Raw genomic sequence first — 19,024 nt, 5'->3', positions numbered from 1 at the left:
TCGTGCAAGCCGGGCGGGCTGGCGAGGCGCTCTGCCGTTTCCGGCATCGCATCCGTAGGGTTGGTCATCAGATCCTTCTCCTGTGCTTGCAGGGGTTGGGTTGAGGTCCCCGGCCGGCGGTAGGGTCGCCTGGCCGGGGACCGGCGTGTCAGGACTTGCGGTGCGTCACGTGCTCGCCCCCAGCGTCACGCCCGCCTGGTAGAGGGCCTGAGCGATGGCGGCCAGTTCGCGGACGTCGACGGCGGCGAGGATCTCGGCCCAGTCGGCGGCGGCCTGCGGGGTGACGTCGTGGTGGTGGCGGTGGCCGTTCGCGTTGTAGTCGAGCTGCACCCACGACTCGTCGAGCATGTCGCCCGGCCTCTCGGACAGCGACAGGCCGACCTTCAGTCCGGCGAACTCGGCGATAACGCCCTTGTGGTTGGCGTCGAACGGGTCCTTGTGGGCGACCTGACACCACCGGTGGCGGCATCTCATTGGGTCGGCTCCTCGTTCAACAGCACCGAGCCCTCGTCGAGCAGTTCGCCGATCTCGCGGATGCCGCGCCGGTCGAAGGTGCGGATGATGTAGCCGATCACGCCCGCCTGCTCGGCCGACAGGGTGATGGTGGTGTCCTGCCGGTCGAGGTCGGTGAGCTTCACGACGACGGCCTTGTCCTGGCCGTGGATGCGCACGTCGAGTTCGACGAGGCAGTGGGAGTGGTCGAGGTGCTCGACCAGGTCCAGGTTCGTGTGGTGGGGGCTGTCCGGCTGGACGTGGGTGGCGGAGCACCAGTAGTAGGTGGTGCACCGGTTGTTCGACGGCGGTATCTTCGCCATCAGATCTCTCCCTGTGTGAGCAGGTGATTGAGGTCCAGGCCCTCGGCCGGTGTTGACGCACCGGCCGAGGGCCGTTTCGCTATGAGGAGCCCTAATGGGCCTTGAAGCCCTGCCGCTCGTCGGCGATGTCGAACAGGACCGCCGTCAGGCGCTGCTGCTCGTCCGCCGTGAATGGCGCTCGGGTCGTCTCGTCGAGGGCGGTACGGGCGACGTCCAGCGCGCTCATGTCCAGCTCGCTGGCGAGCTGCCAGGCGGCCAGCCAGCCCCAGCGGAACGCCTTCAGGGCGTCGTCCGCGAGGATCTTCGACTTGGGGCCGAGCTCGGCCAGTTCGGCGCGGAGGTGGTCCATCTCGGCGTGCATCGCGTTCACTTGGGCGATGACGGCTGCGGCGAACTCGGGCCTGACGCTGGAGTCGTCGCTGGCCACGATGTCCTTGAGGGACCGCATCGCCGCTTCGGTCCTGGCGCGGGCGGTGGACTGTCCGTGGCTGCTGCACTCGAACACCTGGACGCCGTCGCGGACCTCGACCGGCTTCATCGGCTGGTCGTCACGTCCGCAGGTGATGCAGGCCAGGCCGTCAGCCTGTGCGGCGTTGAGCTTGCTGGGCCGTGCCGTCTCGGCGTCGACACGGTCCTGAGGGGTGGTGGCTGCGGCGTCGTTGCCGCCTTTAGCATCTTGCATGGGCTGGGAGCCTTCTTCCCGGTCAAGGGCTCGTCCTGGTGGCTGGAATCACTTGGGCGGGCCCGCTTTTGCTCTTGGTGCTGATGAGGAAACCGTACAGATATCGTGTACAGGTGTCCATAGATTCTGGGTACCAGTATTTCCTGTACGCCCATGATCTGCGTACACTGCTCCCATGAGTCAGCCCACCGAGCCCCGCCCTGTCGCCGTGAGCGACATCGCCGTGTTGCTCGGCGTGAGCGTCCACACCGTGAACCAATGGAGAAAGCGGGCCGCGACCGCGAAACAGGTCGAGCCCTTCCCTGGCCCCGTGGGCAAAGTGGCCGGCGCCGACTACTGGTGGGCCGAGGAGATCCTGGCCTGGGCGAAGCGGACGGGCCGCATCAGAGAGCAGTGATGGGGGAATCGCTGCCCGGCCGGATGTAGCAACGCGTGTAGCAACGCGGGCCGGTTCACTGAGGTGTAGGGCGGTTTTCTGGAGTGCTACACCAGGTGGGGGGAGTCGTCGTGAGCCTCGGTGAACCTCTCGCCCGGAACTTGTAAACAGAAGGTCAGGGGTTCGATTCCCCTCGTCGGCTCTGCAGTTCAAAGGCCCTTCGGGATGATCCCGGAGGGCCTTTGTGATCTCTGTACAGCAGCGCTGTACAGCAACGGCATCACACCGATCCAAGGCGCTACTTCACGCGGAGCTCCCTACGGACTGCACGGACGTAGTCGTCGAAGGCAGCTTGTAGATCATCGTGATGCTCCGTTCCATCTGTCTTCATGTAAGCCATTAGTTGATCTTTGGCCTTCTCCGCCGCCCGATAGCTCTGTGCTGAAGCGAAGACCTGGACAGTCAGCAGTGCATTGAACAGGGCTTCGAACTGATCTGGATCAAGGTCGGATGGGGCCGGCCCTTCGCTGTACATCGTGTGTAATGCCGTCGCGTTCCAGTACCCGTTGAAAGTCTTCAGGAATTGGACATGAGCCTCTCGGCGATGCACGTAGGAGCGGGCGATGGTCTCCCTGCGGTCCTGCCAAAACTGCGTCAGTGCGACGCCGCCGAGCGCGCTTAATGCTCCGAGAATGACCTGCCACATATCGTCCTTCTCTGATCGAGAGCCATCGCAACCCACGGTGCCAGGACAACCGGTGGCCTCAGCCCCGATCAAGAAAAAATGCCCCGCTGAGAGCAGCGGGGCAGACGTAAAGTTAATCTAGGTTGCAGGCGGGTGGAGCGTAAGTAGCGGGCGACGAACGTGGTGTGCGCCGCCCGGCCGATCTCCAGCATCGCCTGGTAGGCCGGGTGCGAGGCGGTGCGGGTGAAGCGCGACAAGATGGCCTCGGTGGAGGCGGTGCGGGTACGGATCGCGATGGCGTACTTGACGACCTGGTCATAGTTCTTGGCGATGATGTCCCAGCGGATCGGCCTGGTCATCGCCGGCGCCAGGTTCGCGTACCGGGCCAGATCTCCGTAGTCGGCCTGGTGGAGCTTGACCCGGTTGATCTGCTTGATGCGCGGCAGCAGGTCCACGTTCAGCAACCGGGTGATGCCGAAGCCAGGTTCGATCATGATGCGCGTGTGGGCCGGCGCCTACTATCGACGTGCGCGCCGCTAGTACGTGAGGATCCGCGCCGCGGTCGCCAAAGCACCGGCCAGCACTCTTGCCGACCCCGAGCGCCTCCTCGATCATCTGCTCACCCACATGCTCGGAGAGCGTGAACCGGATGACGACGTGACCGTGTTGGCGGTGCATATTCCCGCCCGGCGATGAAGAGCGCCGGAGCGGCTCAAGCGGACGTGTTCACCGTCGGCACCCTGCGCATCATGGCGGCTCGGAGTGCAACCCGAACCTGCAACCCGGGTAGCGCCGGGCCCCTGCCGACGGGGTGCAGCCCTGTGCGACTGGCCGTGGGCCCGTGGGCGAGCTGACGAGACTCCACGGCGCCGAAGGGCATGCCGCACATCGCTCATCAGCTCGCCGGTAGCGGCAGCCAGCGGTGTCCCGTCCGTCCTCGGCAAGCACATCGATGAGGAAGTCGGCTCGTCCCGATGCCTGCGATCGATTCGAGCTTTGTTGAAGTCTGGGGCGGCCCGGACCGTCTTCTGTAGAGTGAGCGCCCGTCATCGTACGACCCGGCCGAGGGAGAGCGATGCGGGTCGAGTTCCGGCTGTTGGGCGAGGTGTGCGCCCGTGTGGATGGCAGATCGGTCGATGTCGGCCCGGCGCGGCAGCGCTATGTGCTGGCGGTGCTGCTGGCGGAGGCCAATCACCCGATGTCCATGGATCAGCTTGCCGAGCGGGTCTGGGGTGAGGACCGGCCGCCGCAGGCCGCGGGTACGTTGCGGAGTTATCTGTCGCGGTTACGGGCCGCTGTGCCGGTGGTCGAGGAGTGGGGCATCCGGCGTCGTTCCGGCGGCTATCTGCTTGAGGTCGACGAGGCGGCCGTGGATCTGCATCTGTTCCGCCGGCTGCTGGCGCAGGCGCGGGGCAGCCGGGACGGCGTGGAGCCGGTGGCGCTGTATGAGCGGGCGCTGGCGTTGTGGCGTGGCGAGGTGTTCGCCGACTTGGACACACCCTGGTTGATGGCGCTGAGGCACACGCTGCAGGCCGAGCGGTTCGCCGCGCAGTTGGACTATCACGACCTCCGGCTCCGGCGCGGTGAAGACGCCACGTTGCTCGTCGACCTCGCGACGCTGGCGGCCGTGCATCCGCTGGATGAGCGGCTGGCCGGTCAGCTCATGATCGCGCTGTACCGCAGTGGCCGCCAGGCCGACGCCTTGGCATGCTATGCGCAGATCCGGCGCGAGTTGGCCGAGGCGTTGGGGACCGATCCCGGCGCTGCTCTCCAGGGGCTCCAGCAGCAGATCCTGGCCGCCGACCCCGTGCTCGCCCCGGCGGCGGTGGACGTCGCTGTGGCAGCGCGCAGCGTCGTTCCGGTGCCGCAGACCCTGCCGGCGGCGCCGCCGTTGTTCGTCGGTCGGGACCGCGAACTGGCGGGGCTCGATGAGGCGCTGGCCGTTCAGCTGACGACGGGCACGGTGCGGATCGTCACGATCGGCGGCTGCGGTGGCATCGGCAAGACCTGGCTCGCTCTGCACTGGGCGCACCAGAACACGGACGCGTTCGCCGACGGGCAGTTGTACGTGAACCTGCGTGGCTTCGACCCCTGCGACGCGACGATGTCGGCGGCGGTGGCGGTGCGAACCTTGCTGGGCGCCCTTGGCGCCGATCCGGCGACCATTCCGCCGATGCTGGACGCGCAGGTCGCGCTGTATCGCAGTCTGGTGTCCGGCAAGCGGATGCTGATCGTTCTGGACAATGCCCGCGACACCGCGCAGGTGGCGCCTCTGCTACCGGGGAGTCCGTCCTGTTTCGTGCTGGTGACCAGCCGCCAGGAGCTGGCCGGCCTGATGGCCGGTTACGGTGCCCGTCCGATCACGTTGCCCCCTCTCGGTCAGGCCGAGGCGCGCCGGCTCTTCACCCGTCATGTGGGCAGCCGGCGGGCCGAGGCAGAGCCTGCGGCAGTGGCCGGCCTGCTGGAGCTGTGCGCGGGGCTGCCGCTCGCGCTGAGCATCATCGCGGCGCGGGCGAAGGTCCGCCCGGACTTCCCGCTGTGGGCCCTGGCCGAGAATCTGGGCAGGGACTCGGCACGGTTGGACGCCCTGGACGGGGGAGAGCCGGCCGCGGACCTCAAGGCGGTGTTCTCCTGGTCTTATCGCACCTTGTCGGCACCGGCGGCCAGACTGTTTCGATTATTGGGCATTCACCCTGGTCCGGACGCCGACGAGGAGGCGGCGGCCAGCCTGGCCGGGCTGGAGCATGCTCAGGCGCGACGGTTGTTGACGGAGCTGACGCGGGCGCACCTGCTCATCGAGCACCGGCCGGGACGCTACACCTTCCATGATCTGCTGCGCGCCTACGCCGCGGAGCAGGCTCGCACGCGCGATGCGCAGGCCGCCCGGCGCGCCGCGTCGCACCGCGTACTGGACCACTATGTGCACACCGCTCACACGGCCATGCTGCTGCTCTATCCGCACCGCCATCCGATCACCCTGTCCGCGCCGCAGGACGGAGTGCGCCCGACGGTCCTGACCGACCCGCGGCAGGCGATGGCCTGGTTCACCGCCGAGCACGCGGTGCTGATCGCGGCCGTGCGCCAGGCCGCCGACCTGGGATTCGGCAGCCTCACCTGGCAGCTGCCCTGGGCCTTGGTCACCTATTTCGACCACCAGGGACATTGGCAGGACCTTCTCGCCACCCAGCAGACCGCGCTGAACGCCGCGCAGCGGCTCGGCGATCGACTCGGCCAGGCCCACGCCCACAGCGGACTCGTCCGGGCCTACACCCGGCTGGGCCGCCATGACGACGTCCGCGCCCACGTCGAGCAGACGCTCGCCCTCTTCACCGTGCTCGGTGACCGGGTCGGCCTGGCCAACGCCCACCGCGGCGTCGCCTCGCTCCTGGAGACCCACAGCGGGTATCGAGAGGCGCTCGACCATGCAGAACAGGCCCGCGATCTCTATCAGCAGGCCGGCCATCGGGCCGGACTCGCGCACGCGCTCAACGCGATCGGCTGGTATCACACCCTGCTGGGCCACCACGACCAGGCCCTGATCCACTGCGAGCAAGCCCTGGACCTGCACCTCGAGCTCGGCCATCAGCACGGGCAGGCCACCACCTGGGACAGCCTCGGACACGCGCACCTGCATCTCGGCCATCACGCCCAAGCCGCCGCCTGCTACGAGCAGGCCCTGAAACTGTTCCGTGAGGTCGCCGACCGCTACAACGAGGCCGCCACCCTCGTCCGCCTCGGCGACGCCCACCACGCCGCCGGCCACGACCGGCCGACCGGCCATGCCTGGCGGCACGCACTGGAGATCTTCGAGCAGCTCGGCCACGCCGACGCCGACCGGATCCGCGCCAAGATCCACGATCAACTGGAACGGTAGCGCCGACGGCGCAGCGGCGAGTCCAGCACCCGCACGAACCCACAACGCTGGTCAGACATGCTGAGCCAGTGCGAAGGTACGACCGGATCCCCGCACCGGGGCGCCTTTGCCGGACTTCGCACGCCACAGCCCTTCGATCTTCTGCGCACGCCTGCGCCACGGTCGCTGCCCGGTCAGGAGGCCGGGCCGAGAAAGGGGAATGTGTAATGCCATCGATCAAGCTGATCGCCATCCGTGCAGCTCTGGCTGTGACTCTAGGGGCCGCGGCTCTTGTCAGCGGAGCGGGCGCAGCCTCCGCAGGCGCCCAGTACTGGAATTACAAGTGCGACGACGGGAGGGCCTGTGTCTACCAGAAGATCTCCGGACAGGTCTGGAACATCGAGCACTGCGGGATAACCGGCCTCCACGACTACTACCGCTATGCCATGGCCCACGGAAACGCGTTCACGATCTACTACGACCCGAACTACTGGCATCCAAATGGATCCCCGACACATCCTGCGCTGTTCATCAAGGGCCTCGGCCAGGTCCTCGAACACCGTCCGGGCTGGAAGCATGTCAGGCCCCACCTTTCGCCGCCCCATACGGACAGCGGCGACACGCTCGCGGGAACCGTATCGATCACGCGCCACCGCCACGGCGGCCCAACGACCGACACCACGTCGAACACGTGGAACAGTTCCACGACGCCCTGAGCGAACGCCCGCAGCTCAGCTCGGAGACCTCCCACGCCACCAACGCCTCGACGGCAGGCAGATACGGCGGCGGACCAGCCCCGACCACCACCCCGTACGAGGACGCCGCTCGCTTGCATGCACTCGCTGACAAACCCTCGGTCGCGAACGCCCCGATCGATGCAGTTCCCAAGCTGACAGCCTCGCTTGTGCGCGATCATGGGACAGTGAGAGCACGAGTGGGAGAGTTCCGTTGGGTCGATCTTGAGGCGGAGCGGAGAACCTATGATCCGGCCCATGCCTGCGAACTCCTGGAAATGTATGTCGGTCCTCAGGATGAGCTAGGCGAGGAACGCTTCCAACTCACCGTCTGCACCCCGTCGGCCCTCACGAAGCAACTTGGACACCGCCCCTTTCTCGTTGGTCGGCACTGGCTCTTCGTCGCCGAACTCCATCCCGACAAGGTGACCGAGTGGCTGAGCGATCGGATTGCCGTACTGGAGGCCCCCACATGGGGTGAGCTGGCAGAGAAGATCGGCCGAATCGCAGAGTGGGAGTTCGAGGACCGCACAGGCTGAGGCATGGCGATCCAGCACAGTCTTGGGAGCCACCTTGGGAGCCACCGAGCCGAACGATCATGAACTCTCGCGAACTGCTGCGGACGGTGTGGCATCCAGCGACCAGCTCGGCGAACGTGGCCGGACGGCTCTGAAGATCGTTTGGGGATCTTGTATACAGAAGGTCAGGGGTTCGATTTCCCTCGTCGGCTCTACAAGAGGAAGTCCCTGACCAGGCGTTATGCCGTCAGGGGCTTCTTGTTTATCAGGACAATGTCGCGATCTTGCTAGTGCCCTTGCTAGCGGCCGGACCATGCTGGTGGTGCTGTTGTCCTGGTTATGGGCTCTCGCGATCAGGCGCATGACTAGGTCGCTTTGGCCGGGGCAATGGATCACGTGCGGAGATCACGCCGACCTCTGCAACCTTGGCGAGACCCGGATAAGCAAACAGGCCCGAAATTGGCTTAAGCACTCCGGTTGCGTGGGAGGTTCAGAGCCATCCGTGCTTCCTGCATGAATTGGTCAATCAAGTCGCGCCGCACCTTCAGCGCTCCTCGGATTTGTACTGTTATTCCTAGCGTGTCTTCAGGGCGGTGAGTCAAGTCGAATAGCATAAGGCTCACCAGTTCGGCGTCCTTGAGCGTGAGCCTGTTGGTTGCTACTAAGAGTGCGTCGTCCGTCAGATGGAGCAGCTCGATTTCGCGCCTCGCACGCCAGACGCGGTCAAATGTCTGGATCAGCTTGGCGCGTTCATTCGTAGCGAGTGGCGGAATTGCTTCATCGGGATCTACTATTCCACTATCGGTTACTGGCTGCCCAGGCGGCGGGTCACGCAAGTCCCGGATCACACAACGGTACAGTTCATCGTCGGCGTGGACGAGCTTGAGGTACGACTTCCTTCGGTCCTGCTGCCAACGCCTCAGATCGTCGCGCAGCCAGTTACCCTGCTGAAGCAGTGATTGCCGCCAGGCGCCAACAAGCACCCCGACCACAACGCCAACAAGACCGACAACGGCCGGCACTGCCTGCATCCAAATGACAACCACCTCCGGGTCCTTCATAAGGAAGAGGTCGGGGCTGGTCCAGGGCACACGACCCGTGAAAAGCGCCTGCGAAACGTTGACAACCAGCGGAAGCCGCAGCAGCAGGTCAACGACGCGATCCAGAAGCCGCCCGGGTCAGCGTGCAGCGTAGTGTCTTCGGGCATCGCTCGACCTATCCAAAGATTCCCGGCGTACGGACCTCGCTTCATCCTTGATTTCGTCGTGCGCACATGGATCGTTACATAGCGCTATCGGTCGACGGTCCGCAGGACGGCGTGTATTTCAGGAGAGCGCGCTACGGAAACACACGCGTGCTCTGGGCGCTCATGTGCCCCACGGCACGTGGACCTATGCTCCCGAGATGGGCCGCGTACGGCTACCTGCGAGGTCCTCTCGCCCGTGGGCGGGGTGGCGAGGACGGTCACGATGGACGGCGCGATGGTGAACGTGGATCTCGATGAGGATGGCCGGGCGATCGATATCGAGATTCTCGGTGCGTGGCCTGGAGATCGGTAAGAGGTTCACCTGGTTAGCCGATCTCTTTCTTGGGGGCGGTCCAGGTGTTGCAGGAGCCGAGTCGGCCGCCATGGTGTCCACGGTCGAGCCACACCCCGTAGCGTTTGAGGTCCTTCTCCGTCCTGTACATCGATATGAACTCGGACCAGGGAGGCAACGTATCGCGCATCGCCTGTAGCGCGGCCGCCGCGAAACACCCGGCCTGATCTTCGATTTTGTCTTCGGTCAGGAGTCGGTCGTGCTCGTTCCTGGCTTTGGCATCGAGCTCCGCTTGGTAGTCCAGGATGCCCACCAGGTCTTGAATGTAGTGGCTGTGCTCGTGGGCGACGAGATGCGCGGCCCAGAGGGCTTGATAGGAAGCCCACGAACTACGGTCGGCCAGCACGTAATAGGTCTTGTTGAGCGGACAGTAAACGCCGTATGCCCCCTTTGGGGGCGTGGGTCCACCGCAGGCGGTGACCTTGATCCGCTTCATCAGATACTTGCGCTTGGGTGGCGTGTAAGACGCGTGCATCTTGGTGACCTGCCGCGCCCACACGCGGTCGAGACAGCCACTCACCGTCTGCATGTAGCGTCGCATCGAGCCCCAGCTGTCATCCTCAAGCAGCGGCAGCTCGCATTTGATTTTGGTAATGGGAGGCGTGCGGTAGAGGGGGCTTTTCAGTGCCGCATTGCGGGGAGAGATCGATGGCGGAGCAAGAACGGCGCCTGGTTTCGCCTGCGTCGCATCGACGGCCAGAGCTTCATCCTGGCCGCCGGCCGAAAGACACCCGGTCAGGCTGCCCAAAATCACAAGGATGGCTAAGACGCGGAGCGGTGGCCGCGTGTGTGTGAACCTCATAAGAGGACATGATCGGATACGGCACCATTCATGGAGAGAGGTGCGGCGTCACGTTCGGGTCACAGGTGTGGCGGCGACGACTCGAGAGTCCCAGGTGGATGAGGGTTTTGTGCGGCGCGTCTTGATCCTGCCGGCCCTGGTCACCGCTGCCGCGAAGCTTCTGCTTCTCGGGTCTGGCGACCCTGCGGTGCGGATCCTCTTGCCACCGAATGCCGTCGCCGGCTTGTTGATCTTTCCAACTCCACCAGCCGTGGCTATCCCCGCGCGGTCGACAACCTCGCCTTCCAGGCCCTGCTGGCCACCTTCGCCGCCAACAAGAGCATCGTCGACGAAGCCGCCACCCGCACCGCCGTCAACGAAGTCATCGCAACCGAGTGACAGCAATTGAGCGCCGACGACGCCCTCGCCAGATGGCTGCGATCGTTGACCCCAGTCCCGTCGGCTGACCAGACGTAGGTGCACATCGGTCAATCCGCCGATTGTCGCCCTTTCTACGACACTCTCAGGATGCTGAACGTGGAACTGTTGCGGCCGTTACTGCGGGCCGCCTGGGGGCCTGACACCTGCTAGCCAGGGCCGGCAGTAAGGGCCCTCTAGTCGGAGCCGCGTCCCGGAGTAGTGTCGGCTCGAACTTCGCGGTATAAGTCGGGTGCGGTAGCGCGATTTTGTGCGTTTCCGTAGAGCGCGGTGCTCGATATCAGCTCTTATGCCAATTACGCCTGGTGATATCGATTACGCAGCGCTACTTGCAGCCTATCGCACGGGGTCTGCGGCGAGCCAGTCAGCGATGAACTGCAGGAGCTAGGCGAGTTCGATGGCGTCGGTGGTGTCGATAAAGATGGCGGGCATGGTGGGCCGGTCAGGTCTGCTGAGTTGCGCGGGTTTGGGCAAGGCGGCAGGTCAGTTGCTTGTTGTCGTCGGCGGCCTCGTGGAAACTGACCAAGTTCAGGAGGCCGCTGAGCAGGCGTCGATAACAGCGGTGGACGCTCGTGGGCAGACTCGAAGTCTCTTGCGAACAGAAGGTCAGGGGTTCGATTCCCCTCGTCGGCTCTGCAACTGGAAGGCTCTTGGGGAAGACCCCGGAGGGCCTTTCGATCTTCGTACAGCAGCGTTGTACAGCAACATGGTCTTTCGAGGTCCTCAGCGTTGACGAGCGCGCGTGGCGACACAGCGAGGCCGGCGGGTTCAGAGCTCAACTCCACGCGCAGGTCGGATGAGCCCGGAAAGTTTTGCGAGAAATCCGGGAGGTGTGTCGGATCGGGGCGGTGGTGTTCGTAGCAGGGGTGAGGCCGCCGCAAGGGGCGCGCGGCCAGCTTCCCGCAAGGAGATAGACACCATGACTGCCACGTACACCTTCGACATCTTCTCCACGCTCGACGGCTTCGCCAACCACAGCGGCGACTGGGGCGGCTACTGGGGCAAGCAGGGTCCCGAATTCCTCGCCTATCGCGCCGCCGCCTACCGCGACCCGTTGCGCATGGTGCTGGGGGCCAAGACCTACTCCTCCAACGCGCCGTTCCTTGACGCGGGCTTCGACCGCAGCCTGTTCGACGGGTGGATCACGCGCATGTTCGACTCCCCGGTCACGGTGCTGTCCAGCCGGCTGACCGAGCCGCTGGAGTGGCCGGGCACGACCATCGAGTCCGGCGATCCCATCGAGGTCATCACGCGCCTCAAGGCCGAATCCGATGTGCCGCTGCGCTCGCACGGCAGCCTGACGCTCAACCGGGCACTGCTGAACGCCGGCCTGATCGACGCCATCGAGGTGACGGTCTTCCCCGTGATCTCCGGGGCGACCGGCGTGGACCGGATCTTCGACGGTGCCGGCGACTTCGACCTCGAGCTGCTCCAGGCCCGGACCTTCGACGGCCACACGCAGGTGCTGACCTACCGGCCGACCCGACACGGTTGATCGACGACGAGACGTCGCCGAGCCATGCCGAGATCGTCATCCCCGCCGCGTGCGTGGTGCCTGGCGCTTCCGCCTGGAACACCTACGTGGCTCCGCCCTGGGCTTCCGCGACCTCACCGACTACGTTGCCCGGTCACGGCTCGAGACCGGCGGATTCAGATCCAGTTACACCCTCGATCATGAAGAGCCATATTTGTCATCAAGTCGCTGCTGTTCGGCCACCGCGTCACTGAGTGGATATGAAGCAGGCCCCCTCACGGCCATGAGAGGCCCTGCTAGCTCACTTAGGGCTGCCTGGTCGGGCAAATGTCGCGGTAGGGCACGTCCTTGGGGAAGGCGGCCCAGTCGGCCGGGGAGAGCGTGTGCCCGGCACGGCGTGTCGGGGGCCTTCTGCTTTCCGATCTTTCAGCCGGTGTCTTCGGGAGCTGTTTGCTCAGGAGAGCGGTGGAGATGGCCTCCGTTGCCGCGCGCCGGTCGCCTTCCAGTAGGTGGGCGTAGATGCTCATGGTCACTTCGGTGTCGCTGTGGCCGAAAATGTCGCGGACGACCTGGAGCGGGATCCCGAGGCTGAGCAAGGGGGTCCATTGCCGTGCTCATCGGACCGGCACTCTACGTGGCCGCGGTGAGCGGAGCGGGACGAGGTCGGTCCGCTGGCCGGGCTCCGATAGATCAGCCCATCACCCTGCGCCGGTCACGTTCCGGATGGACGAGTACGGCGAAGCAGAGCCCGCCGAGCGCCACCAGCGCGCCGAAGACGAGGAACACCTCGGCGTAGCCGCGCTGCTGGGTGTCGGCGATGTCGAGCAGCCAGCCGGTGAAGATCGGGCTGGTGACTCCGGCGAGCGATCCCAGCGCGACCAGCGCGGAGAGCGCGCGCGCCCGCTTGGCGTCGGCTCGCACACCACCGCCCGCCAGCTCCCCGAGTGGCCATGGCGTCCGCTGGCCGGGCTGTCCCTTCCCAAGATCACTTGGGCGGTACGGCTGGCGCACACGCGGACGGTCGTCGAGCTGGTCGCGGCCGTCATCTCCGCGCAGGCGGCCGGCCTGTCCGGCGCGGAGCAGGCAGGAGATCGCGACTGTTGAGACCGGGGACCCGGTCAGGTCGTCGAGCGCACGACGAGCCCCAGGCCAAGGACGGTGAGCCACAGGACTGGTCAAGTGTCGCTCATGGCGGCGGTGAAGGGGCGGTGGGCCTCGTCCTGGGTGAGGAACGTGCCCCGCTCGCTCTTACCGGAGGGCGGCTCGGCCAGTTCGGCGGCGTTGCGGCTGACGAGTTCCTCCTTGCGGGCGGCGTTTAGCGCCGTCTTCAAGAGGGTGTGGCAGGAGATCGGGTACGGCCTCGGCGTCGTGCACCGTCTTCCTTCGCCAGCCGGAAGGCTTGCTGCTGCAACTCTGTGATCCAGTCTCGAAGCTTCGCCAGGGTGAGTTTCGTCAACAGCTCGTTTCCGGTGCGCGGCACGATGTGGAGACGAATGTTGCCGGCATAGGAAAGGCGAGTCGATTCGCGGATTTTTCCTGCGGCTGCGCGCTGCTTCAGCGCCTTGTTCACCCACTGGTCCGGGTATGCCGCCAGTGCCATACCTTTGCCCGTGGTAATTGGCTTGCCGTCTTCTATGTCGCGAAGAAGCTTGCGCCACTTCTCTTGCGCCTTCAACCTGGATCTTGAAGAGACTGTCGGGCGTGAGTCATCGGGCAGGGCAACGGTGCCGATCCGCATGCCATCCGCCCGTCGGTAAAAACTACCCTCGCCGTCAGCTCTCGCTCGGGCCTCGCGGCGAGCCCTTTCTGTCACGCTTGTTCACCGCCTTCTCCACTACTTCTCGGAGAACGTTGAGTGTTGCTTGGCGTGTTTCGATGGCCTCCACTTCGCTTGAGAATGTAACCTCGAACGTTGGTTCGCCGTTAGGTCTACGCCAGAACCACCGCCCGTCTGGGCTCTTGCGTAGCTCTGACGCCTCGATGCCGCCGACCAGGTGATCCTGCGCACTGACGAGGTCGAAGATCGTCGATTGCCGTGTGCGCCGTCGCCCTCGACGAGGAAGAGCGTTCTCGAAATAGTCACGGGCAGCCGTCATGAGATCGGCGAAATGTTTAGGCAGGTCCGACTTCATGAGCCGATATGTCTCGGCCACGTCAAGAGAAGTCTCCGGCCCCGTTCTTTCTTCCTCTTCCAGCGCCTTGATCAGGGCATAGAGTCGTCCACGTTCTTCGCCGAGGCGTAGGTCCCAATACTCAAGCAGGCGCTCCTTTAAACTGTCGCCCAGCGTTGAGTCCTTTATCTTGCGTACCGTTTCCGTGGTCGCGGATGGAGGTTCGGGCGCATCTGTGTTCGCGTCGAAAGTATCGGCCGAAACATGGCCGGTGAGAACCAGAAGGGGTTCAAGACGAGTCCCGAGCACACGACTGAGGCCGGCGAGATGTCGAATGGATGGCTTACTTCCTTGCCGCCACCGCAAAATGGTGGATTGGCTTATCCCGAGTGCATCAGATAGGGCGGCGTCAGTGCCGTATCCCATCGCCTTCGCCATGGCGGTGAGCCAATCGGAGAAGTTGCCTCGGCCCGAGGGGTTGTCGCCGGACACTGGTACACTCCGTAAATTTTCGCTAATTTTGCAAGCAGACACTAGCTGTCGGCTTGCGCGCACGCAAGCGTTCTGTCGTTCGATGGGGTTCGCTGGAGTCCTCTTTGGGTCCGTTGCGAGCGACAGGGCCGCCGCAGGGGCCGCCTCGGAACCAGCTCCTGACAGTAAGCGATACGCGACAGAGAGTGATTGAGTCGTTCCAGTCAGTGGTGGACATCGAGTGCAACAGCATACGACAAAACGACAAAAGCGACATTTTTTGCCGTCCCTCTGTGGAGTTTGGCCAGGCCGCAAGGGGTGCCGCTCTGCGGTGGAGCGTGTACACGCCTTGGGGGAAGTTGATCAGGCGACACGCCTTGCGCGCGCGCAGGCCATGCGCGTTGTAAGAAGGTCAAGAGCTGGTAAGGTCGTCTTGGACTCAAGGGGTCTATCGGACATCCCTAGGGTCTCCTGAAGACAGCTCGACTCCAGAAACGGGGACGGCCCGACAGGGGATATACCGAGAGCTTGCACCTCTCGGGCCTGCCAGGCCGACGTCCCCACCACCCCTGCTCACGCGGGGGCATCACCTATGCGAAGTGAAAATCGGAGGACGTGTGAAGTCTAGTCATGCCGCTGACCTGTCCGTACCCCGGACCGGTAAGTCCGAGGTCACGACTTTGGATCATGCCGGGGCCGCGACGCTGCCGCTCCTCCTCACCGTCGAGGAGGTCGCCGAGCAGCTCCACATTGGGCGCACCAAGGCTTTCGCCATGGTGAAGTCCGGGGAGATCGAGTCGGTCATGATCGGCGAGCGCGGCCGGCGGGTCCCCCGCGAGGCCGTTATCGAGTACATCGCCCGCCTGCGCGAGCAGGGGTAAGAACCTCTTGGCCAAAGCCCTCATGAACTGCCCGTAGCGACCTTCGTGGTTTTCCACGTTGATCCAGCTTCGGCGGGGCATCAGTGGCGCTGCCCAGAACTTCGAGGCCATCGGTAAGCCCGGTAACCACATCGGCTGCCGGGCGCTCCCTTTATCGCGCCGCTAGCGCGACTTCACCACTTATCAGCGGAGTTCGCTCCGCTGCTTCAAGCTGCTCAAAGGGGAGACAGCATGAGCACGCCTTTCGCGCGGGTTCTCCAACGCCTTTACGAGGTCACAGGCCACGCTTCGCGTGGTTCGGCCACCCAGAAGAACGCCATGTGTCCCGCCCACGATGACCGCCACCCTTCGCTCTCGGTGGGCGTAGGCAGCGACAACGTGGTCAAGCTCAAGTGCCACGGCGGGCCGAAGTGCTCGACCGAGTCCGTGATGTCCGCCCTCGAACTGCCGATGTCCGCCCTCTGGCCCGCCGACCTCCAGAACGAGGCCAGGCCGGACAACGGCAACGCTGACCTGTGGATGCCGTGCGGCCACGACAAGGTCGCCGAATACCTCTACCGCGACCGCGACGGCGCCATCCTGTACGGCGTCGCCCGGTGTCGCCTCAAGGGCAACGGTTGCCAGGGGTTCCGGCAGTGGCGGCCCGACCCGTCCAAACGCTCCGGCCGCCGGTGGAGCCTTTACGGTGACGACGGCAAGCTCGCCGTCAAGCTGGTCCCCTACCGTCTCCCCGAGGTTCTGGCGGCCGTCCGCGAGGAGCGGGTCGTCATGATCTGCGAGGGCGAGAAGGACGTCGAGGCGCTCTGTGCCCGCCGGCACATCACCGCCACCTGCAACCCGATGGGCGCGGGCAAGTGGCGCCCGGAGTTCGCCGAGTACTTTCACGGTGCCGACGTCTCCATCGTCGCCGACCGCGACGAGCCCGGTCGCACGCACGCCACCGAGGTCGTGGGTCACCTCATGCCGGTTGCCCGCTCCATCTATGTCATCCAGGCCACTCACGGCAAGGACGCCGCCGACCACCTCGCCGCAGGCGGGACGACCGGCGACTTCATCCCCGTCTGGGAGCCCAAGCCCTACCTGAACGAGGAGTACTACGGGTGACGACCCCGAACAACGAACCCGCCTGGGCTCCGGACATCGACAAGAGCGGGAAGGAAGTCCCGCCGGCCGCCGAGGAAACCCCTGGCTCGGATGACAAGTGGGAGGAGCCCATCCTGCTTCGTGCCCGCGCCGAGCTCCCGCCCTTTCCCACCGAGGTGTTCCCCGGCTACATCGCCGCGATGATCCAGGCCGTCGCGGAGGAAATTCAGGTCCCGGAGGACCTGCCGGGCGCGCTGGCGCTCGCTGCGCTGGCAACGGCAGCCGGCGGACGAGCCGAAGTCGCGGTCAAGGGTCAGTGGCGCGAGCCGCTGAATCTGATGCTCGCGGTGGCCATGCCGCCGGGTGCGGGTAAGTCGCCCGTCTTCAACGCGATGATGGGGCCGATCTTCCGGACCGAGAAGGATCTCCAGGAAGCGATCCGCGTACGCATCGCGGAGTGCGAGGCCGAGCGCCGCACCGCCATGGCGGACGCGGAGGAGTTGATGAAGAAGGCCAAGAGTCCCAACGATCTCAAGGTCGCGGTGGCGGCGGAGCTGATGGCCCAGCAGATCGCCGTGCCCGTCATACCCCGGCTCACCGCTGACGACACCTCCCCCGAGCAGGCCACGACGATCTTGGCCGAGCAGGGCGGGCGGCTGGCGATCCTCGCGGCCGAGGGCACGTTCTTCGAGGTGATCATGGGTCGGTACTCCAGCAACGGCCGTCCGAACGTGGAGCTGGTGCTGAAGGGCCACGCGGGTGACCGGCTCCAGGTCGATCGGCGGGGCCGCGGTGAGTTCGTCGAGCGGCCCAGCCTGACCATCGGCTTGTGCATTCAACCCCAGATGCTGCGCGACATCGCGGCCAAGCCGCAGATGGCTGGCAGGGGCGTGCTGGCTCGTTTCCTGTTCAGCCTGCCGCCCGACTTGGTGGGTAAGCGAAAGATCACGCCCGACCTCACGCCGGAGGAGGTGCTGCGGGCGTACGGCGAGACCATGAAGCAACTGGCCATGGGCCTGTCGGACTGGACCGACCCGGCCCTGCTGACCATGACCCCGGCCGCGTTGAAGCTCTTCACGGAGTGGCGAGCCGAGATTGAGCCCCGGCTCCTGGTCGGCACCGGAGACCTGGAAACGCTGCGTGAGTGGGCCTCCAAGCTGGCGGGCCACACGGCCCGCTTCGCGGGCGTCCTGCACCTGGCCGAGAACCCCATGGACGGTCACAGGTCTTCCATCCAGGAAGGGACCATGGAGCGGGCGATCAAGCTCGCCAGGTACTACGTGGACCATGCCAAGGCGGCATTCGGCGTGATGGAGGAGCACCCGCTGCTAGACAAGGCCCGGAAAGTCCTGAAGTGGGCCGAGGGCAAGAAGACGTTCAAGCGGCGCGACGCGCATCGATGCATCCAGAAGCAGGCCAAGTCCGTCGGCGAGCTGGTCCCCGTGCTGAAGCTTCTCGAAGACTATGGCTACATCCGCCGGATGCCCCCTGCGGCGACGGTGGGTCGCCCATCGATCATGTACGAGGTTCACCCTCATCTGGCGGTGACACGGTGACAAAACCTCGCTTTATCTCTGCTGACCAGCGAGAACAGGTGTCATCCGTACCGGTGACAAAAGCGGTGACAAAACCGCTCGCTGGTGACAGAACCGCTCCAGGCATGTCACCAACGCCGGTGACAAATATCTGCGCAGGTCAAGACGTATCCCACCGATATCGTCCCCAATTCGTCACCACCACCGGTGACAGCATTACCGCAGTTCAGAAGCCTAATCCGGAGTTTTGTCACCCACATGCCGTCTTACTGTCGTGCGGGAGACGGCGGCCGGAATGGCTGGCCGGCCCTTGGGAGGCGAGCGGAGGAACCGCCTTGATGGGTGTCGTCCCCTCGTACGGTCAGGCCGGTGTCGGCACGGGGGCCGGGCGCCACTGTTCGGAGCCGAAGACCTCGTAGCGGATCCGCTCGTCCGGCACGCCGCGGCGGTGCAGGCCGGCCCGGACCATCTGCATGAACGGGAGTGGACCGCACAGGTACACATCCGCGTCGGGGTGCAGCGGGATCGCGTCGGTGTCGATGAAACCGGTGAAGGCATCCGGCGCGTCCGGGACCGGCTGCTCGTACCAGACGAGGTTGCGGAAGGAGAGTAGCCGGGAGCCGTTGGCGATCATGTCGGCGCGTAGCGGGTGGCGTTCCATGCTGCGGTCGGCGTGCACGGCCGTGACGTCGCGGGTGGGCTGGGTGCGCGAGACGTGGTCCAGGATGGCGGCCATCGGAGTGATGCCGACGCCCGCGCTGACCAGGACCAATGGCGCTTCGCTGGCGCGCAGGGTGAGTTCGCCGTACGGGTGGCTCAGCCGCAGCCGGTCGCCGATACCCACCTGGTCGTGCAGGAAGCCAGAGACTATGCCGTCCGGGGTGCCGCCGGTGCCGCGCACCCGGCGTACGGTGATCCGCAGCATGCCGGCGGCGGCCGCCTGCGAGAGGGAGTACTGCCGCAACTGGCTGGTGCCGTCGGGCAGAGTG

22 protein-coding genes are annotated in these 19,024 nt (G+C 65.3%); 8 read left to right on the top strand and 14 right to left on the bottom strand.

Features of this window, described 5'->3' with window-relative positions; genetic code table 11:
- Positions 1–165: 165 nt before the first annotated feature.
- The 3 genes from AB0B61_RS15525 to AB0B61_RS15515 all read right to left on the bottom strand — a co-directional run bounded on the left by AB0B61_RS15525 (position 166) and on the right by AB0B61_RS15515 (position 1,497).
- Complete coding sequence (locus AB0B61_RS15525; RefSeq protein ID WP_358432021.1) at positions 166–474, bottom strand: hypothetical protein; 309 nt, start codon at positions 472–474, stop codon at positions 166–168.
- A complete protein-coding gene (locus AB0B61_RS15520) occupies positions 471–815 on the bottom strand; it encodes a hypothetical protein (RefSeq protein WP_358432020.1) in 345 nt (114 codons plus the stop codon). Before AB0B61_RS15520 ends, AB0B61_RS15525 begins: the two co-directional genes overlap by 4 nt.
- A 91-nt stretch (positions 816–906) precedes the next feature.
- Positions 907–1,497 carry a hypothetical protein gene (locus AB0B61_RS15515; RefSeq protein ID WP_358432019.1) on the bottom strand — a complete coding sequence of 197 codons (591 nt, stop codon included), beginning with the start codon at positions 1,495–1,497 and terminating at the stop codon, positions 907–909.
- A 175-nt stretch (positions 1,498–1,672) separates the two neighbouring features.
- Between AB0B61_RS15515 and AB0B61_RS15510 the strand changes: the two genes are divergently transcribed.
- A complete protein-coding gene (locus AB0B61_RS15510; protein WP_358334974.1) occupies positions 1,673–1,894 on the top strand; it encodes a hypothetical protein in 222 nt (73 codons plus the stop codon).
- 277 nt (positions 1,895–2,171) lie between these two features.
- Here the strand turns inward: AB0B61_RS15510 and AB0B61_RS15505 are convergent, their stop codons facing one another.
- Complete coding sequence (locus AB0B61_RS15505) at positions 2,172–2,579, bottom strand: hypothetical protein (RefSeq protein ID WP_358432018.1); 408 nt, start codon at positions 2,577–2,579, stop codon at positions 2,172–2,174.
- Between the two features lie 68 nt (positions 2,580–2,647).
- Positions 2,648–3,052, bottom strand: a complete 405-nt coding sequence (locus tag AB0B61_RS15500) for a Tn3 family transposase (protein WP_358432017.1) — start codon at positions 3,050–3,052, stop codon at positions 2,648–2,650.
- 581 nt (positions 3,053–3,633) lie between these two features.
- Here AB0B61_RS15500 and AB0B61_RS15495 point away from each other — a divergent pair.
- The 3 genes from AB0B61_RS15495 (at position 3,634) to AB0B61_RS15485 (ending at position 7,684) form a co-directional block, all read left to right on the top strand.
- On the top strand, positions 3,634–6,432 hold the full coding sequence (locus AB0B61_RS15495; RefSeq protein WP_358432016.1) for a BTAD domain-containing putative transcriptional regulator: 2,799 nt from the start codon (positions 3,634–3,636) through the stop codon (positions 6,430–6,432).
- Positions 6,433–6,638: 206 nt separating this feature from the next.
- Positions 6,639–7,127: a hypothetical protein gene (locus AB0B61_RS15490; RefSeq protein ID WP_358432015.1), complete on the top strand. Its 489-nt coding sequence runs from the start codon at positions 6,639–6,641 to the stop codon at positions 7,125–7,127.
- A complete protein-coding gene (locus AB0B61_RS15485; RefSeq protein ID WP_358432014.1) occupies positions 7,103–7,684 on the top strand; it encodes an Imm8 family immunity protein in 582 nt (193 codons plus the stop codon). Before AB0B61_RS15490 ends, AB0B61_RS15485 begins: the two co-directional genes overlap by 25 nt.
- Before the next feature lie 443 nt (positions 7,685–8,127).
- On the opposite strand, the gene AB0B61_RS15480 is transcribed toward AB0B61_RS15485, so the two are convergent.
- The 3 genes from AB0B61_RS15480 to AB0B61_RS15470 form a co-directional block, all read right to left on the bottom strand.
- Complete coding sequence (locus tag AB0B61_RS15480) at positions 8,128–8,724, bottom strand: hypothetical protein (RefSeq protein ID WP_358432013.1); 597 nt, start codon at positions 8,722–8,724, stop codon at positions 8,128–8,130.
- 511 nt (positions 8,725–9,235) lie between these two features.
- Entirely contained in the window at positions 9,236–10,009 is a 774-nt protein-coding gene (locus tag AB0B61_RS15475) for a neutral zinc metallopeptidase (RefSeq protein ID WP_358432012.1), read from the bottom strand.
- Between the two features lie 102 nt (positions 10,010–10,111).
- The gene (locus tag AB0B61_RS15470; RefSeq protein WP_358432011.1) at positions 10,112–10,534 is read right to left on the bottom strand and encodes a hypothetical protein; all 423 of its coding nucleotides are present in this window, start codon (positions 10,532–10,534) and stop codon (positions 10,112–10,114) included.
- 865 nt (positions 10,535–11,399) lie between these two features.
- Between AB0B61_RS15470 and AB0B61_RS15465 the strand changes: the two genes are divergently transcribed.
- Positions 11,400–11,975 carry a dihydrofolate reductase family protein gene (locus AB0B61_RS15465; RefSeq protein WP_358432010.1) on the top strand — a complete coding sequence of 192 codons (576 nt, stop codon included), beginning with the start codon at positions 11,400–11,402 and terminating at the stop codon, positions 11,973–11,975.
- Between the two features lie 284 nt (positions 11,976–12,259).
- Here AB0B61_RS15465 and AB0B61_RS15460 read toward each other — a convergent pair whose 3' ends face one another.
- The 5 genes from AB0B61_RS15460 to AB0B61_RS15440 all read right to left on the bottom strand — a co-directional run bounded on the left by AB0B61_RS15460 (position 12,260) and on the right by AB0B61_RS15440 (position 14,557).
- Complete coding sequence (locus tag AB0B61_RS15460) at positions 12,260–12,550, bottom strand: hypothetical protein (RefSeq protein ID WP_358432009.1); 291 nt, start codon at positions 12,548–12,550, stop codon at positions 12,260–12,262.
- 94 nt (positions 12,551–12,644) lie between these two features.
- Positions 12,645–13,133 carry a hypothetical protein gene (locus AB0B61_RS15455; protein WP_358432008.1) on the bottom strand — a complete coding sequence of 163 codons (489 nt, stop codon included), beginning with the start codon at positions 13,131–13,133 and terminating at the stop codon, positions 12,645–12,647.
- Positions 13,130–13,285 (bottom strand): hypothetical protein, encoded by a 156-nt coding sequence (locus AB0B61_RS15450; protein WP_358432007.1) that lies wholly within the window; start codon positions 13,283–13,285, stop codon positions 13,130–13,132. Before AB0B61_RS15450 ends, AB0B61_RS15455 begins: the two co-directional genes overlap by 4 nt.
- Positions 13,282–13,692, bottom strand: coding sequence for a hypothetical protein (locus AB0B61_RS15445; protein ID WP_358432006.1), 411 nt, complete (start codon positions 13,690–13,692; stop codon positions 13,282–13,284). Before AB0B61_RS15445 ends, AB0B61_RS15450 begins: the two co-directional genes overlap by 4 nt.
- 34 nt (positions 13,693–13,726) lie before the next feature.
- Complete coding sequence (locus AB0B61_RS15440; protein ID WP_358432005.1) at positions 13,727–14,557, bottom strand: helix-turn-helix transcriptional regulator; 831 nt, start codon at positions 14,555–14,557, stop codon at positions 13,727–13,729.
- 596 nt (positions 14,558–15,153) lie between these two features.
- Between AB0B61_RS15440 and AB0B61_RS15435 the strand changes: the two genes are divergently transcribed.
- The 3 genes from AB0B61_RS15435 (at position 15,154) to AB0B61_RS15425 (ending at position 18,056) form a co-directional block, all read left to right on the top strand.
- Positions 15,154–15,417, top strand: coding sequence for a helix-turn-helix domain-containing protein (locus AB0B61_RS15435; RefSeq protein WP_358432004.1), 264 nt, complete (start codon positions 15,154–15,156; stop codon positions 15,415–15,417).
- Positions 15,418–15,648: 231 nt separating this feature from the next.
- Entirely contained in the window at positions 15,649–16,521 is an 873-nt protein-coding gene (locus tag AB0B61_RS15430) for a hypothetical protein (protein WP_358432003.1), read from the top strand.
- A complete protein-coding gene (locus AB0B61_RS15425) occupies positions 16,518–18,056 on the top strand; it encodes a YfjI family protein (RefSeq protein WP_358432002.1) in 1,539 nt (512 codons plus the stop codon). The genes AB0B61_RS15430 and AB0B61_RS15425 overlap by 4 nt, the downstream gene beginning before the upstream one ends.
- A gap of 340 nt (positions 18,057–18,396) precedes the next feature.
- Here the strand turns inward: AB0B61_RS15425 and AB0B61_RS15420 are convergent, their stop codons facing one another.
- A complete protein-coding gene (locus AB0B61_RS15420; protein WP_358432001.1) occupies positions 18,397–18,999 on the bottom strand; it encodes a hypothetical protein in 603 nt (200 codons plus the stop codon).
- Positions 19,000–19,024 lie beyond the last annotated feature (25 nt).

Source organism: Nonomuraea sp. NPDC049158 (assembly GCF_040648335.1).
Taxonomy (GTDB): Bacteria; Actinomycetota; Actinomycetes; order Streptosporangiales; family Streptosporangiaceae; genus Nonomuraea.
This window is presented reverse-complemented; position numbering and strand designations above follow the sequence as displayed.